The sequence below is a fragment of the Chryseobacterium sp. Leaf404 genome (assembly GCF_001424145.1).
In the GTDB taxonomy this organism is placed as follows: domain Bacteria; phylum Bacteroidota; class Bacteroidia; order Flavobacteriales; family Weeksellaceae; genus Chryseobacterium.
Genome location: NZ_LMQM01000010.1, coordinates 156,546 through 173,247, shown reverse-complemented (window position 1 = coordinate 173,247; position 16,702 = coordinate 156,546). Strand labels below are relative to the sequence as shown.

The 16,702-nt window shown below is 37.4% G+C and carries 13 protein-coding genes; 10 read left to right on the top strand and 3 right to left on the bottom strand.

Going from position 1 to position 16,702, the window contains the following annotated elements:
• Positions 1-20 precede the first annotated feature (20 nt).
• The 3 genes from carB to ASG31_RS06480 all read right to left on the bottom strand — a co-directional run bounded on the left by carB (position 21) and on the right by ASG31_RS06480 (position 5,605).
• Entirely contained in the window at positions 21-3,200 is a 3,180-nt protein-coding gene (gene carB, locus ASG31_RS06490; protein ID WP_056029500.1) for a carbamoyl-phosphate synthase large subunit, read from the bottom strand.
• 240 nt (positions 3,201-3,440) lie between these two features.
• A complete protein-coding gene (locus ASG31_RS06485; protein WP_056029497.1) occupies positions 3,441-4,514 on the bottom strand; it encodes a carbamoyl phosphate synthase small subunit in 1,074 nt (357 codons plus the stop codon).
• Positions 4,515-4,714: 200 nt separating this feature from the next.
• Positions 4,715-5,605 (bottom strand): aspartate carbamoyltransferase catalytic subunit, encoded by an 891-nt coding sequence (locus tag ASG31_RS06480; protein ID WP_056029493.1) that lies wholly within the window; start codon positions 5,603-5,605, stop codon positions 4,715-4,717.
• A 242-nt stretch (positions 5,606-5,847) separates the two neighbouring features.
• Between ASG31_RS06480 and ASG31_RS06475 the strand changes: the two genes are divergently transcribed.
• The 10 genes from ASG31_RS06475 (at position 5,848) to ASG31_RS06425 (ending at position 16,649) form a co-directional block, all read left to right on the top strand.
• Positions 5,848-6,309 carry an Lrp/AsnC family transcriptional regulator gene (locus tag ASG31_RS06475; protein ID WP_056029490.1) on the top strand — a complete coding sequence of 154 codons (462 nt, stop codon included), beginning with the start codon at positions 5,848-5,850 and terminating at the stop codon, positions 6,307-6,309.
• Between the two features lie 132 nt (positions 6,310-6,441).
• Positions 6,442-6,858, top strand: coding sequence for a terminase gpP N-terminus-related DNA-binding protein (locus ASG31_RS06470; protein ID WP_056029487.1), 417 nt, complete (start codon positions 6,442-6,444; stop codon positions 6,856-6,858).
• Between the two features lie 228 nt (positions 6,859-7,086).
• On the top strand, positions 7,087-8,466 hold the full coding sequence (locus ASG31_RS06465; RefSeq protein ID WP_056029484.1) for a hypothetical protein: 1,380 nt from the start codon (positions 7,087-7,089) through the stop codon (positions 8,464-8,466).
• Between the two features lie 43 nt (positions 8,467-8,509).
• The gene (locus ASG31_RS06460; protein ID WP_056029481.1) at positions 8,510-10,090 is read left to right on the top strand and encodes an MFS transporter; all 1,581 of its coding nucleotides are present in this window, start codon (positions 8,510-8,512) and stop codon (positions 10,088-10,090) included.
• Positions 10,091-10,134: 44 nt separating this feature from the next.
• Positions 10,135-10,362 (top strand): DUF6814 family protein, encoded by a 228-nt coding sequence (locus ASG31_RS06455; protein WP_056029478.1) that lies wholly within the window; start codon positions 10,135-10,137, stop codon positions 10,360-10,362.
• Positions 10,363-10,615: 253 nt separating this feature from the next.
• A complete protein-coding gene (locus ASG31_RS06450; RefSeq protein ID WP_056029475.1) occupies positions 10,616-10,810 on the top strand; it encodes a hypothetical protein in 195 nt (64 codons plus the stop codon).
• Positions 10,803-13,496 (top strand): ATP-binding protein, encoded by a 2,694-nt coding sequence (locus tag ASG31_RS06445; RefSeq protein WP_056031315.1) that lies wholly within the window; start codon positions 10,803-10,805, stop codon positions 13,494-13,496. Before ASG31_RS06450 ends, ASG31_RS06445 begins: the two co-directional genes overlap by 8 nt.
• A 12-nt stretch (positions 13,497-13,508) precedes the next feature.
• On the top strand, positions 13,509-13,874 hold the full coding sequence (locus tag ASG31_RS06440) for a response regulator transcription factor (RefSeq protein ID WP_056029472.1): 366 nt from the start codon (positions 13,509-13,511) through the stop codon (positions 13,872-13,874).
• A gap of 106 nt (positions 13,875-13,980) precedes the next feature.
• Positions 13,981-15,867, top strand: coding sequence for an AMP-binding protein (locus tag ASG31_RS06435; RefSeq protein ID WP_056029469.1), 1,887 nt, complete (start codon positions 13,981-13,983; stop codon positions 15,865-15,867).
• Between the two features lie 329 nt (positions 15,868-16,196).
• Complete coding sequence (locus ASG31_RS06425; RefSeq protein ID WP_056029462.1) at positions 16,197-16,649, top strand: GNAT family N-acetyltransferase; 453 nt, start codon at positions 16,197-16,199, stop codon at positions 16,647-16,649.
• The last annotated feature ends 53 nt before the right edge of the window (positions 16,650-16,702 follow it).

The window sequence follows — 16,702 nt, the reverse complement described above, 5'->3', positions numbered from 1 at the left end:
ACTTTATCTTAATCCGAAAACTACATCGTTTCCATCTTAAAGCTCATACTTTCAATCACTTTCAAGATCGCTTCAACTGTATCCATTGATGTTAAACAAGGTACACCATTTTCAACGCTCATTCTTCTGATCTGGAAACCGTCTCTTTCAGACTGCTTTCCTTTCGTCATTGTGTTGACAACATATTGAACTTTTCCTTTCTGGATCAGGTCGATTAAGTTCACACTCTCCTCTCCGATTTTGTATCCTATTTTGCACGGAATACCTTTTTCTTCAAAGAATTTTGCAGTTCCTTCTGTTGCCCAGATTCTGAAACCAACTTCATGGAATCTTGATGCTAGATCAGCAGCTTCCTGCTTGTGTTTATCAGCTACCGTGAATAAAATTGAACCGTGCATCGGAACTTTTCTTCCTGCTGCAACCAATCCTTTATACAGTGCTTTTTCCAAAGTCGTGTCTTTCCCCATCACTTCTCCTGTAGACTTCATTTCTGGGCCTAAAGAGATATCAACTTTCGTTAATTTTGAGAATGAGAAAACCGGAACTTTTACGAAAACACCTTCTTTTTTAGGAACCAATCCGTTTTTGTAGCCTAAATCTTTCAGTTTCTGACCTAAAATTGCTTTCGTAGCTAAGTTTGCCATAGGAACTTCGGTAATTTTAGATAAGAAAGGGACTGTTCTTGAAGATCTTGGATTCACCTCAATTACATACACATTTCCTTCGAATAGAACGTACTGGATGTTCATTAAACCAATCACATTCAATCCTTTAGCCAATCTCTGCGTGTAATCTACCAAAGTTTCGATTTCAGCATCAGAAACATTTTGTGGTGGATAGACCGCAATAGAATCTCCGGAGTGTACTCCCGCTCTTTCTATGTGCTCCATAATTCCAGGAATAATCACCGTTTCACCATCGCAGATTGCATCCACTTCCACTTCTTTTCCAGTAATATAACGGTCCACCAGAACCGGCTGATCGGGGCTTGCTTCTACCGCAAACTCCATGTAATGCGCCAATTCTGCTTCTGTATACACAATTTCCATGGCTCTACCTCCCAAAACGTAGCTTGGACGAACCAAAACCGGATACCCAATTTCGTTGGCAATTTTTATAGCTTCTTCTTTTGAAGTGGAGGTTTTTCCTAAAGGCTGAGGAATTCCCATTTCCTGAAGAGCTTTTTCAAATTTATCTCTGTTTTCCGCTCTGTCTAAGTCTTCTAAAGTTGTACCCAAAATCTGAACGCCGTGAGCTGCAAGTTTATCTGCTAAATTGATTGCTGTCTGACCGCCAAACTGTACCACCACTCCTTTGGGTTTTTCCAGTTCGATGATGTTCATTACATCTTCTTCCGTTAAAGGTTCGAAGTATAATTTATCTGAAATGGAGAAGTCTGTAGAAACTGTTTCAGGGTTATTGTTGATGATGATCGCTTCATAACCCATTTCTTTGATTGCCCAAACCGAATGAACTGTTGCGTAATCAAACTCAACGCCCTGCCCGATTCTGATGGGACCAGAACCTAAAACGATGATTTTTTCTTTGTCTGAAGCAAAAGATTCGTTTTCTTCTTCGTAAGTTCCGTAGAAATAAGGTGTTTCAGATTCAAATTCTGCGGCGCAGGTGTCTACCATTTTGTAAACAGGCATTACTCCGTTTTCTTTTCTGAAATTGAAAACTTCGCGCTCTGTTACATCCCAGAGAACAGCAATATTGATATCTGCAAAACCTAGTTTTTTAGCTTCTAATAAAGTGTCTGTTTTGAATTTATTTTCAGCAATTACCTTTTCGAAATCAATTAGTTTTTTGATTTTCCAGATGAAGAATTTATCAATTTTACTCCATTCTACAATCTGTTCCCAGTCGTAACCTCTTCTTAAAGCATCACCGATGATGAAAAGTCTTTCGTCATCACAAACTCTGATTCTTCTTTCGATTTCTTCAGCTGTTAAAGCGGCAGCCTGTTTGGTTTTTAAACCGATATGTTTAATTCCTGTTTCCAGAGAACGGATGGCTTTCTGTAAAGATTCTTCAAAGTTTCTTCCGATAGCCATTACTTCGCCCGTTGCTTTCATCTGGGTTGATAATCTTCTGTCTGCCGTTTCAAATTTATCAAACGGGAATCTTGGGAATTTTGTTACCACATAATCCAAAGCGGGCTCAAAACAGGCGTAAGATGTTCCTGTAACAGGATTCATGATTTCATCTAAAGTCAAACCAACCGCGATTTTCGCAGCGATTTTGGCAATTGGATAACCGGTCGCTTTGGATGCTAAAGCTGATGAACGGGAAACTCTTGGGTTCACCTCTATGATGTAATATTCGAATGAATGCGGATCTAACGCCAACTGTACGTTACATCCACCCTCAATTCCCAATGCTCTGATGATTTTCAGTGAAGCATTTCTCAACATTTGATATTCTCTGTCTGAAAGCGTCTGAGAAGGTGCCACCACGATTGAATCTCCTGTGTGAACACCAACCGGATCGATATTTTCCATGTTACAGACCACGATTGCGTTGTCGTTGGCATCACGCATTACTTCGTATTCAATTTCTTTGAAACCTGCGATTGATCTTTCAATCAGACACTGGGTAACCGGGCTGTATTTCAAACCCAATTCAGCGATTTCTCTTAATTCAGCTTCGTTGGCAGCGATTCCACCACCTGTTCCACCCATGGTGAAGGCTGGACGCACGATTACAGGATATCCGATTTCATTTGCAAAATTAATTGCTCCTTCTACGGTGTTTACAATGTCAGATTCAGGAACCGGTTCGTTTAATTCTCTCATCAGTTCACGGAAAAGATCTCTGTCTTCCGCTCTGTTGATGGCAGAAAGCTTTGTTCCCAAAACTTCCACTTTACATTCTTCAAGAATCCCTGAATTTTCCAGTTCTACCGCCATATTCAGTCCGGTTTGTCCGCCAAGTGTTGGTAAAAGTGCATCCGGACGCTCTTTTCTGATGATATGACTTACAAACTGCAGTGAGATCGGCTCGATATAAACCTTGTCAGCGATTTCTACATCCGTCATAATCGTTGCAGGGTTTGAGTTGATCAAAATCACCTTGTAGCCTTCTTCTCTCAGGGAAAGACAGGCCTGCGTTCCTGCGTAGTCAAATTCCGCCGCCTGACCGATGATAATTGGACCGGAACCGATTACTAAAATTGTTTTTATGTCGTTTCTTTTCATTTTTAAATTTATCCTTTTATTGTTGAACCTTATCGGGTTCTGATGATGTTTTTTCAACCATATTCCATAGGTTTCACCTACGGCTATTTATTTTGAATCCTTCGGATTCTGATAATTTCCACCTTTAATCTGCAGCGAATTGCACGCAGCCCGACTTGAGTGGAGCTCTTTTTGTGAGGAGGCACGACGAGCAAAAAAGCGGGAACGGAAGGCGGATAAGCTGCCCAAATAATTAATTTCCTACTTTTTGAAATCCTCCATCAAGGTGATGAAATCATCAAACAGATAATTTGCATCTTCAGGTCCCGGGCTTGCTTCAGGGTGATACTGAACTGAGAAACATGGATGGATTTTATGCTTCAGACCTTCGTTTGTTCTGTCGTTCAGGGCGATGTGCGTTTCTACCAAATCTGTACCTTTCAGACTTTCCTGATCTACAGCGTAACCGTGGTTTTGGGAAGTGATGGCCACTTTGTTTTTTTCTAAATCTAAAACCGGGTGATTTCCTCCTCTGTGACCGAATTTCAACTTGAAAGTTTTTGCGCCACAGGCCAAACCGATGAGCTGATGACCTAAACAGATACCGAAAATGGGAACTTTTCCTAATAATCCACGGATCATTTCTAATGCCTGCTGGTTGTCTTCGGGATCTCCGGGACCGTTGGACAGCATGATTCCGTCCGGATCCATCAATAAAATTTCTTCTGCTGTGGTATTGTGAGAAACAACTGTAATATCACAGTTTCTTTGAGATAACTCTCTTATAATTCCTAATTTAGAACCGAAATCTACAAGTACCACTTTAAGTCCGCGTCCCGGGTTGGCGTAGGAAGTTTTTGTAGAAACCTGCTCTACCTGATTGGTTGGGAAAGTGGTTCCTCTTAATTCTGCAACAACCTCATTTTCATCGGAATCTACATTCACAATTTTGCCTTTCACTACTCCGGAATTGCGGAGAATTCTTGTGAGTCTTCTTGTATCAATTCCTGAAATTCCTGAAAGTTTTTTCTTTTTAAATAATTCATCTAAAGTAATCTGAGTACGGAAATTCGACGGCAAATCGCAAAGTTCTTTTACGATAAGACCTTTAATTGCAGGTTCGATACTTTCATAATCATCTCTATTAATCCCATAATTTCCGATCAGCGGATAGGTCATGCAAACAATCTGACCGCAGTATGACGGATCAGAAATCAGCTCCTGATAACCCGTCATTCCGGTATTGAAAACCACTTCGCCTGCGGTTTCCAAATCTGCTCCGAAACCTTCTCCATGAAATACTTCACCGGATTCCAGTATTAATTTTTTCTTCATTTTAAACTTTTATCTTTATTTCTATTTTTACTTTTTTTTTAAATCGTCTTCTTTTGATGACCTTTTTTAACCACCCCGTCAAAAATTCTTTGAATTTTTGCCACCCTCCAAAGGAGGGGAATTTTGTGAGTGCTTTTTTTAATTTAAGCCTCGTTAATTAGAATGTTAATCACCTAACTTGGCTTTTAACTTTTACCTTTTTACTTGAAAGTGAAACCTTTCTCTTCCAAAGCATTTTTCAGAATTGCCATTCTCGCGAAAACACCATTCTGCATCTGCTTGAAGATTCTTGAGCGTTCACATTCTACCAAATCGGTATCGATTTCTACACCTCTATTAATTGGTGCAGGATGCATGATGATAGCTTCTTTTTTCATGGTTTTTTCTCTGTCTTTTGTCAGACCATATTTTTTATGATATTCTGAAGCTGAGAAACTTATTTTTGAATCGTGTCTTTCGTGCTGGATTCTCAGGAGCATCAAAACATCTACTTCTTTCATCAGTTCATCTACAGAAAGATAGGTTCCATTAATTAAAGCACCTTCGTCAAACCACTGTTCAGGTCCTGAGAAATAAACTTTAGCACCGAGTCTTCTCAGCGCTTCTGCATTTGAATTGGCAACACGGCTGTGCTTTACATCTCCAACGATTCCTACTTTTAAACCTTCAAATCTTCCAAATTCCTGATAGATCGTGAGTAAATCAAGCATACATTGTGAAGGGTGATTTCCCGTTCCGTCGCCTCCATTGATTATGGGAATGTTGATGTTCTTCAGTTCATCAAAATATCTGTCTTTTTTATCTCTGATCACGACAAGGTTTACCCCTACGCTTTCAATTGTTTTTACGGTATCATATAAACTTTCACCTTTATTTACAGAACTGTGTGATGCATCAAAAGGAACAACCTGCAAACCCAGTTTTCTTTCGGCAACATCGAAACTTGTTTTGGTTCTTGTGCTGTCTTCAAAGAACAGATTTGAGCAGAAAACTTCACCTTCAATTTTGGCAGTTTTTCCGTTGGCGAAAGCTAAAGCTTCTGTCAGTATCTTATTGATTTTCTCTGTACTTAGTTCTGTAATCGTAAACATAAAATCTTAATTTTTGAACATAAAAAAAGCGAAGAAAATATCTTCGCTTAAAATAAATAAATATCGTAAAGGGCGTCTGCGCCCGGTAATTCTAATGATATAAATACTGTGTTATTCATTAGGTGCAAAGATATAACATTTGGGGGAACTGGCAAAACAGTTTTTGTGATTAAATCAAAAATATTTCTGCGTCCTGATTATCATTTTTTAATGCTATTTTTGTTACAACTCAACATTTTTTTATGGATTTAAAAGACAAAATGATTCTCAGCATCATTCAGGAAGATTCTACATATTCTGTGAAAGAAATTTCAGAAAAAATCGGTCTTACTTTTACCCCGACCTACGAACGCATCAAACAGCTGGAGAAACAGGGCGTTATTGAAAAGTATGTCGCACTTTTAAACCGTGAAAAATTGGGACTTAACATCGTTGTGTACTGCAACGTGCGTCTGAAAGAGCAATCTAAAAAGGTTTTAGAAACTTTTGAAGATCATATAATGATGTATGACGAGGTTCAGGAAATCATCAGTTTATCCGGTGAATATGATTATATGCTGAAAATAATCGCAAAAGACATTAATTCTTATAATGATTTTACCGTCAATGTTATTTCAAACGTTCCCAATATCGGGCAATACCACAGCTCTATTGTTTTACACGAAGTGAAAAAATCTACTAAGTTTAAGATTGATTTGGGGTAAATACAGTTTAACGTCTTGTGAAAGAATTTCAGATCTTATCATTAAACAATTTAAGTCTTCAGATAATCAATTGAATTAAATCGAAACTATAATTTCGCTAAATTATTATACATTTGCTAAAATTGTATAGTTATGGAAAATATCTGTCCGAAATGCAAAAATGACCATGTTGTAAAAAGTGGAATTATCAACAACAAACAGAGATTTCACTGCAAAGACTGTAATTATTATTTTACAGTAAAAAAACTCGGGAAACAGATTGATGATTACTATGTAACCAAAGCTTTACAACTTTATCTTGAAGGCCTCAGTTTCCGTGAAATTGAGCGTATCATCGGTGTCTCGCACGTGACGGTGAGTTCATGGATTAAGAAATACAACATCACAAGACCACCCCATTCTGACTTTCATCCTGTTTATAAAATTCTGAAACAAAACGAATTAATTGAATACATGAGCAAGGAGGAAAATATCAAAAATTCAGGACTCATTATCACTCAGTTTGCAGATAAATATATGCTTATTAAATGGGAACGCTTTAAGAAATGATTGATGATTGATAAATGATAATCATAAAATAAAAATTTCTTATAAAATCTATTTAAAAAACTAAAAATCAATATTTTAAATAATAATTAAATGAATATTCATAACTCAAAGCTTATAATTTAAAATTAAAAACTATATACAAACCATATATATATATTAAATTTTCATAACTAAATTATTAATTCCAATTTGGCTTTCACAAAATAACAGCCAAAAAATTAATAATTTATGAAGAAAATATTAAGTTTTATTGGATTAGCTTTAATCAGCAGTTCTATATACGGTCAGGGTTCTCCAGATTATGGAGGTGGTCTGAAGATTAATATAAATCCTGAAGGAGATAAATATGTACGATTTATTCTCTGGGATCAGTTCTGGATCAGGAATTCGGATATGAACCCCGGAAGTATGGTTGGAGGCGAACCCACAGATAATACGTGGAATTTGGGCAACCGAAGAGCACGTATTCTGGCTTACGCTCAGATCACAAAGCGATACATGATTCTTACGCATTTCGGGATCAATAATCAAACATTCATCAACGGCGGCGCAACCGGAACTACAGGAACTGGCGGCTACGGAAACGGTAAAAAACCTCAGCTTTTCTTTCATGATGCCTGGAATGAATATGAAGTCGTAATGCCGGGCGAAGCCGGGAAATTCAGTCTGACTTTGGGAGGCGGGCTTCATTATTACATGGGACTTTCGCGTATGACAATGGCTTCCACGCTGAACTTTCTCACTTTGGATTCTCCGGTTTTCAGCTGGCCTTTGATTGATAATTCAGACCAATTTGCAAGACAGATGGGCGTTTTTGCAAAAGGTAAATACGGCAAATTTGAGTACCGAATGAGTTTAAACAAACCATTCGCAACAGATTTGACGCCAGCCAATACTTTAGTTCCCGGAAATGAAGTCGCAGTAGACAATAACGGAAATCCGAACTGGTCTAAAGCTGGATATTTTGAATATCAATTCCTCGATACAGAATCCAATCTTCTACCTTTCAAAGTTGGTTCTTATTTGGGAACAAAAAAAGTTTTCAACGTCGGTGCTGGTTTTTATCATCAGGCTGAAGGAACACGAACATCTCTCAATTCCAATATCGAAAAACACGACATCACTCTACTTTCCGTAGATGCATTTGCCGATATTCCTTTGGGAGAAGCGAAAAATAAAATGGCAGTTTCGGCTTACGCTGGTTATTTTAACTACAATTTTGGTCCGAACTATATTAGAAATTTAGGAACAATGAATATCGCAGCCAACGACCCGAATTTTGTCGGACAAAGAGCTCTGGCAGGTCCCGGAAATCTTCAACCGATGATTGGAACCGGAAATGTAGTTTACGCACAAGCAGGATTATTACTGCCGAGTCAGGCAGAGAAACCAAAAATCAGAATTCAGCCTTTTGCAGCTTACACATACAAGGATTTTGAAGCGTTTGACAAACCTTCTTCACAAATTGATGTGGGAGCCAACTGGTTTTTGGACGGTCATCACGCTAAAATTACGACGCAGTATTCTACAAGACCGGTTTACACAAGTCCGACAGAAAATCCTAAATCTAAAGGAGAATTTATCGTACAGCTTCAGATTTATTTATAAAAACTAATTCCATTTAATTTAATTAACAAAAAAATCTATTGATATGAGCGAACAACATCATGATGCTTACGAGAATATGACAGATAAGCAGAAAAACCGCACCATTTGGAGCGTGATCACCGCATCGTCCCTCGGAACTTTGATAGAATGGTATGATTTCTACATTTTCGGAAGTCTGGCTGTCGTTTTGGCGACCAAATTTTTCCCGGCAGACAATCCTACCGCAGCATTTTTATCTACGCTTGCCACTTTTGCAGCTGGATTTGTAGTCAGACCTTTCGGAGCCTTATTCTTCGGAAGATTGGGAGATATAATCGGAAGAAAATATACTTTCTTAGTTACTTTATTGATCATGGGATTCTCGACATTCCTGATTGGATGTATTCCGGGATATGAAACAATTGGATTTATGGCACCGGTTTTAGTTTTAATTTTAAGACTTTTACAGGGTTTGGCATTAGGTGGAGAATATGGAGGAGCAGCGACTTATGTTGCAGAATACTCTCAGCCTAACAGAAGAGGATACTGGACTTCGTGGATTCAGACTACCGCTACAGCAGGACTTTTCATTTCACTGATTGTCATTTTGATTACAAAAAATACCCTTTCCGCTGAAGATTTTGATTCGTGGGGATGGAGAGTTCCGTTTTGGATTTCAATTTTAATGGTGGGAGTTTCTTATTTCATCAGAAAAAATATGAAAGAATCTCCTTTGTTCGCGAAAGCGAAAGCAGAAGGAAAAACATCAACCAATCCTTTGAAAGAAAGTTTCGGGAATAAATTCAACTTCAAATTTGTCTTACTGGCATTATTCGGAGCCGCGATGGGGCAAGGAGTCATCTGGTACACAGGGCAATTTTACGCCATGAGTTTCCTTCAAAAAGTAATGAATATCAACTCAATGCAGGTCGATTATCTGATGGCAACTGCATTATTAATGGGCACGCCTTTCTTTGTTTTTTTCGGTTGGCTTTCAGATAAAATTGGCCGAAAAGCAATTATGATGACCGGAATGCTGGTCGCAATCTTAGCCTACAGACCAATTTACGACGCAATGTACAAAAGCGTGAATATTGAGGCAAAAACCGTGGCAGACAATGGAATTAAAGAAACACGAGTTGCAGCAGTGCACAAAACTATTGCATCAGACAGTTTAGTTACATTCCATAAAGAAACCACTTTTACAGACGGAACTTTAATTAAAAAAGACAGTATCGTACATTGGTCAGCAGCCGGCCCGGTCATGAAAGACGGAAAAGCTGAGGAGCCAAAAGTATCAACCTCGATTACACTGAACGACGACACGAGATGGTATCTGGTATTCCTTGTATTCATTCAGGTGATTTTTGTGACGATGGTTTACGGTCCGATTGCCGCATTTTTAGTGGAAATGTTCCCAGTGAGAATACGTTATACTTCGATGTCATTGCCGTATCATATTGGTAATGGGGTCTTTGGAGGATTACTGCCGGCTGTGGCAACCTATCTGGTAACTCAGGGAAAAGATGCGGGGCATGCAACATGGTATCTGGAAGGACTTTGGTACCCTATCGGCGTCGCAGCAGTCTGTTTGGTCATCGGGTTATTCTATCTTAAGAACAAGAACAATAATATCCACGATTAATAGGCGGAATAACTCAAAAATTTATTAATTTTAAATCTAACAAAATGGACGGATTAAAAAAAATATTAGGCATAGTTTGGATTTTAGTTGCCTTGGTGGTTGCCTACTTCGGTATCACCGTAATGGGAATCCCAAAAATCACTTCAGAAAAACAGGAAGATCTTGTATTCGGAATCATTATACTTTTTGTACTGGTACCGATTGTTTCAGGAGGAATGGCAATTTTCGGATATTATTCTTTAATTGGAGAATATTCTGATGACAAACAGTAATTTATAAACGATGATTGATAATTGATGAATGATTTCCGTTCATCAATTATCTTTTATCAAAAAATTGAATAAGATTATTCTTCCAAAAGTCCTTCCACAAGCTCAGGATGACATGCTATTAGTTTTAGTCAATTTTAAATAAAAGTTTTCCTCCCTTTAGGACTGGGGAAAGAAACTTTAATGAAAACTGATTCGAAATCTAATAATATTAAAACATTCGAATCAAACAATTATCAATCATCATTCATCATTAATGAAAAAGCGTCACGAACAAAAACTGATTATCCTGAGCGTAGGTTTACTGATTGCGTTCAGTATTCCCATTTCGTTGCTATTTAACAGCGAACGGGAAGTTTTCGGTTATCCGATGATTCTTGTTTATCTTTTTACGGTCTGGATGATTTCCATCATTATTTCTTTCGTAATCATAAAAAAATATGATGAGTAGTTTCGCATTATTTGTCGTTGTTTTAGTCTACCTCGCACTTTTGTTCTTAGTTGCCCATCTGGCAGAGAAGAAAAAGAGTAAGGTGTGGATTAATAATCCGTATATCTATGCTTTGTCTCTGGCGGTCTATTGCACGGCCTGGACATATTACGGAAGCATCGGCGTTGCAGCGACCGGCGGACTCAATTATTTACCGATTTACATTGGGCCCATCATGGTTATTCCTGCATGGATTTACATTAATACAAGGATTGTCCGCATCTCTAGAGTAAACAAAATCAGCAGTTTAGCCGACTTTATTTCTTTAAGATACGGAAACAGCAGGAGTTTCAGCGCCATTATTACTTTGGTTTGTGTTTTTGCAATTGTTCCCTACATCGGTTTACAGATCAGAGCAATTTCTGAAACCTTTCATTTGGTCACAGAAACTCCCGTTTCAAAAAATATCCTTACAGACAACGCAACCTTCGTCGTGATTCTGATCGCTGTTTTTTCGTCATATTACGGAACCAGATATGTTGACGCTTCTGAAAAACGTTTAGGAATCATTTCTGCCATTGCTTTAGAGAGTTTTCTGAAGCTGTTTTTCATTATTATCTTAGGATTATTTGTTATTTATTTCGCATTTGACGGATTTTCAGATTTGTATCAGAAAGCAAGCGCATTTTCAGATTTTAAAGCAAAAAATACTTTTAACGGAATTGAAGGAGCTATGAACTGGATGGTGCTCTGCATGATTTCCGGAACAGCAATCTGTATTCTTCCCAGACAGTTTCACACCGCAATTGTAGAAAACAGACAGGAAAAACATATCAAAACCGCGATTTGGTTTTTTCCTTTGTATCTTTTGATATTTACCATTTTCATTTTCCCGATAGCCTGGGGCGGAAGGTTAATTTTTGACGGACAAAACGTCAATCCCGAGTTCTACTCCATTTTGATTCCTCAATATTTTGACAACACTTTGATTACAGTTTTAGTCTTTTTGGGAGGTTTAAGTTCGTGCATTTCCATGATTATCATTTCGGCGATTACGCTGTCTATTATGCTTTCAAACAATTTGATTATTCCTTACGGTTTACTGGGAAAATTTAAAGCTGAAAATGAAACTCAAAACACCAGAAATATTACAAACATCCGTAAATTCTCGATTTTCGGGCTGGTTATCTTAGCGTTTGCCTTTTACAAATATTTTATTCTTCAGACATCCTTAGATTCCGTTGGCTTAATTTCTTTCGTAGTTATTGCCCAGTTGGCACCATCATTTTTCGGAGCGGTATTTTGGAGACGCGGAAGTTACAAAGGCGCCGTGACCGGACTCATTGCTGGCTTAATCATCTGTTATTTCGGTTTAATCATACCGCAATATTATTTTTCTTATAATTCAGAATTAAAAGGAGTACTGCGTGAAATGTATGATGCTTTTCAGTTTTTCGACATTACATTTTTAGACAGAATTCCTGAAATTTTCTTCTGGTCAATATTAGTGAATACTGCCCTTTTTACCATACTCTCCGTCAGCATGAAAGGAAACTACCGTGAGAGAAATTTCGCTGAATTGTATGTTGATATAGACAAATATATTCAAAACCACGAAAATGCTTTCATCTGGAGAGGAACTGCGTATGTTTCTGATATACAAAATATTCTGGAACGTTTTTTAGGCAAAAAGAAAACCGAACAGGCAATGCGGATTTTCAATATTAAATACAATATAGATTCGCAAACCGAAACAGCAGATTCAAGATTTATTAAGTTTTCTGAAAACCTTTTGGCAGGGAGAATCGGGACGGCTTCGGCAAAAATTTTGATTGAAGGCGTGACGAAAGAAGATAAAATTTCTTTGAAGGAAGTTTTAAATATTCTGGAAGAATCAAAAGAAAATATTACTTTAAATAAAAAACTGACCGAGAAATCTGAAGAACTGAAACAGCTTTCTAACGACCTCAGTGCCGCCAATCAAAACCTTATAGTAAAAGACCGTCAGAAAGACGATTTTTTGGATTCCGTTGCGCATGAATTGAGAACACCGATTACAGCAATCCGTTCGGCAGGAGAAATTTTGGCCGATGACGATGATATTCCATTGGAAATTAAAAAAGAATTTTTAAACAACATCATCACAGAATCTGACCGTTTGAGTGAAATCATCAATGATATTTTATATTTGGACAAACTCCAACACGGCGAAATTGCTTTAAATATTCAGGAAAATAATATTGTTGAAACTTATAAAAGAGCGTTAAACCCTATCCTGCATTTGATTCAGCAGAAATTTATTCATGTAAGTGAAGTTGATTTGCTCAGGAATTATGTTTTTAATTATGATGAAGCCCGTTTTATACAGCTGTTTCAGAATATTTTAGGAAACGCCTTGAAATTTACTGACGAACAGGGAATTATTCAGACCAAATTTTCAGAAAACGGTGATGATTTAATGATTACAATTTTCAATACCGGAAAAAATATTCCTGAAGAAGATCTGGAAATGATTTTCGATAAATTTTATCAGTCTAAAAATCAAAACATAAGAAAACCCACCGGAAGCGGCCTCGGATTGGCGATTTCAAAAAGAATTGTTGAAGCCCACGATGGAAATATTAAAGCAGAAAACAGTGGATTGGGTGTGACGTTTACCATTATCCTTCCGATGAAAAATATTAAAAACAATGAAGTTGAACCTTAACTAAGAAACACAATGAAAAAAATATTAATTGCAGATGACGAACATAAAATTTTAATGTCTTTGGAATACAGTTTCAGGAAAATCGGCTACGAAGTTTTCATCGCCAGAGACGGAACCGAAGTTTTGGAATTTCTGAAAACAATCATTCCTGATGTGATTTTGCTCGACATTATGATGCCGAATCTCGACGGCTACAGCACGTTGGAGGAAATTAAAAAGAATGAAAATTTAAACAACACCAAAGTTTTGTTCCTCAGCGCCAAAAATAATCCGAAAGACATTGAAAAAGGTCTGGAAATGGGAGCTGACGCATACGTAACAAAACCTTATTCAATTAAAAAACTGATTCAGCAGATTGAAGAATTGTTAACTAATTAAACGCCGTGTCATTGCGAGGAACGAAGAAATCTGTTGAATAATGAGATTGCTTGGCCGATTTGTCGGGCCAAGCTTTTCCTCACAATGACAGAAACACAAAATAATTATGATTGCAGACGATCTATTTAAACAAAGCATAGAAAACAAAGAGCAGTTTTGGAAAGAGCAGGCACAGGAAATTTCGTGGTTTAAATTTCCCGAAGCCATTATTTCAATGGACAAAAACAACTACACCCAATGGTTTGCAGACGGGAAACTGAATATGTCTTACCTCTGCATCGACAAACATATTGTAGATGGTTTCGGGGAAGAAATTGCGATTGTTTACGATTCTCCCGTTACCAATCAGAAAATAAAATATACTTTTAATCAGGCTAGAAAAGAAATTTCAAAATTAGCTGGCGGACTGGTTTCTTTAGGTTTAAAAAAAGGGGATACTGCCGTTATTTACATGCCGATGATTCCACAGACACTTTTTGCGATGTTGGCATGTGCGAGAATCGGCGTGATTCATAACGTAGTTTTCGGAGGTTTTGCACCGCATGAACTGGTTGTAAGAATCGATGACTGCAAACCTAAAGCTTTGATTACAGCCACCGCAGGAATTGAAATTGCCAAAAGAATTCCTTATCTGCCTTTGATTGAAAAAGCGATTGAACGGGCTCAGGATAAGGTTGAAAACATCATCGTTTTCAACAGAAAATTAGTCGACAATCAACATGAAATGTTTGAAGGCATCATGGATTATGAAGAATTGGTCGAAAAATCCGAGCCTGCAGATTGTGTTTGGGTAGAATCCAATGATCCACTCTATCTTTTATACACTTCAGGTACGACGGGCAAACCGAAAGGAATCACAAGAGATACAGGTGGTTACGCCACAGCTCTGAAATTTTCCATGAAATATATTTATGGAATTGAGCAGGGCGAGACATTTTGGGCAGCATCAGATTTTGGTTGGGCAGTTGGTCACAGTTACACGGTTTACGGACCTTTAATCAACAGAAATACTACCATTATTTTTGAAGGAAAAACGATCATGACTCCTGATGCAGGAACTTTTTGGAGGATCATTTCCGAGTATAAAGTTTCGGCAATGTTTACAGCTCCAACCGCAATTCGTGCCATTAAAAAAGAAGATCCTAATGGAGAATTTGTTAAAAAATATGATTTAAGCCATTTCAAAAAACAGTTTCTGGCAGGCGAGCGATGCGATGTGGCAACTTTGGACTGGTTCGAAAAACACGTTGGAGTTCCCGCGATCGATCATTGGTGGCAGACAGAATCGGGTTCGCCGATGTTGGGGTTGATGACTTTTAATGAAGATTATAAAATTAAAAGAGCTTCCGCAGGAAAACCCATTCCAGGTTATGATATTAAAATTTTTGACGAAAACGGTTATGAACTCGACGAGCATAAAGAAGGTTATCTTGTCATTAAACTTCCTCTTCCGCCTGGTGCAATGCTGGGAATCTGGAATGATTACGTACGTTTTGAGAAAAGCTATTTATCACAATACAAAGGCTATTATTTTTCCGGTGACGGAGCGATAAAAGATGAAGATGGTTATATTTTCATCACAGGACGGGTTGATGATGTCATCAACGTTGCCGGGCACCGACTTTCGACTTCTGAAATGGAAGAAATTGTTTCCTCTCATCCCGATGTTGCGGAATGTGCGGTTGTAGGAGTTGATGATGATCTGCGTGGACAGGTTCCTTTTGCAACTGTTGTTTTAAAAAATGGTTCGGAAATTTCAGAAGAAGCTGTTGAAAAAGAAATCATTCTTAAAGTAAGAGAAAAAATTGGTGCTGTTGCTTTCCTGAAATCTGTGATGGTCGTAAAAAGACTTCCAAAGACGCGTTCCGGAAAAATTTTAAGAAAACTCATCAGAACAATTATTGATGGCAAGGAATTTCAGATTCCATCGACGATTGATGATGAGAAGATTATTGATGAATTGAAAGAGAAAATTAATGATTATAGAAATTAAGTTGAAGCTAAAACAAATAAGTTGTGGTAAGATTGTTCTTTTGTCTTGCAATCGAAGATTAGACGCAGTCAAACAAAAGAACCAATCCCGAAACTTCGGAACAAGACTTGGAAACTCAGCTAAAATTTTAAATTATTTTCTAAAATTTCCAAACTCGGGCGGATGAAGAATATATATTGTCAGAATATTTATAGCCGCCACTCAGACAGTGGAATTTTTTTAACGAAAATAATTCAAAATTTCTTAACGCCTCCGTTTCCGAAGTCAGCAAAATAACTGTTTGGATTACTATTTGGAAGAGTGGAAAAATATGAATAAGTAAAAATTCAATGGTTGAAATCATTAAAGCAAATATCTATGACCATACAATTTTGACTGAGATTACAAAAAAGTCAAAGGCATATTGGGGATATTCGAATGAGCAAATGGAAGAATGGTCTGATTTGCTTACCATAAAAGAGGAATACATTAAAAATAATGAGATTTATAAATTATTAATTGACAACTCAACGGTTGCTTATTATTCTTTCTTCAGTATAAATGAAAATACTGTAAAGCTTGATAATTTATTTGTTTTACCTGATGAAATTGGAAAAGGTTATGGCAAATTATTAATGAATGATTTTATTTTCATAGTAAAAAAGAACAAAACCAAAAGAATAATTCTGGATGCCGATCCGAACGCACAAAAATTTTATGAAAGCTTCGGGTTTTCAAATATTGGACAAGTTGAAACATCCATAAAAGATAGATTTCTACCAATCATGGAACTAAAAATCTAATTTGTAAATACATCTTTTCTGAGTAGAACGCCTTTGCGAACGAAGAATATGCA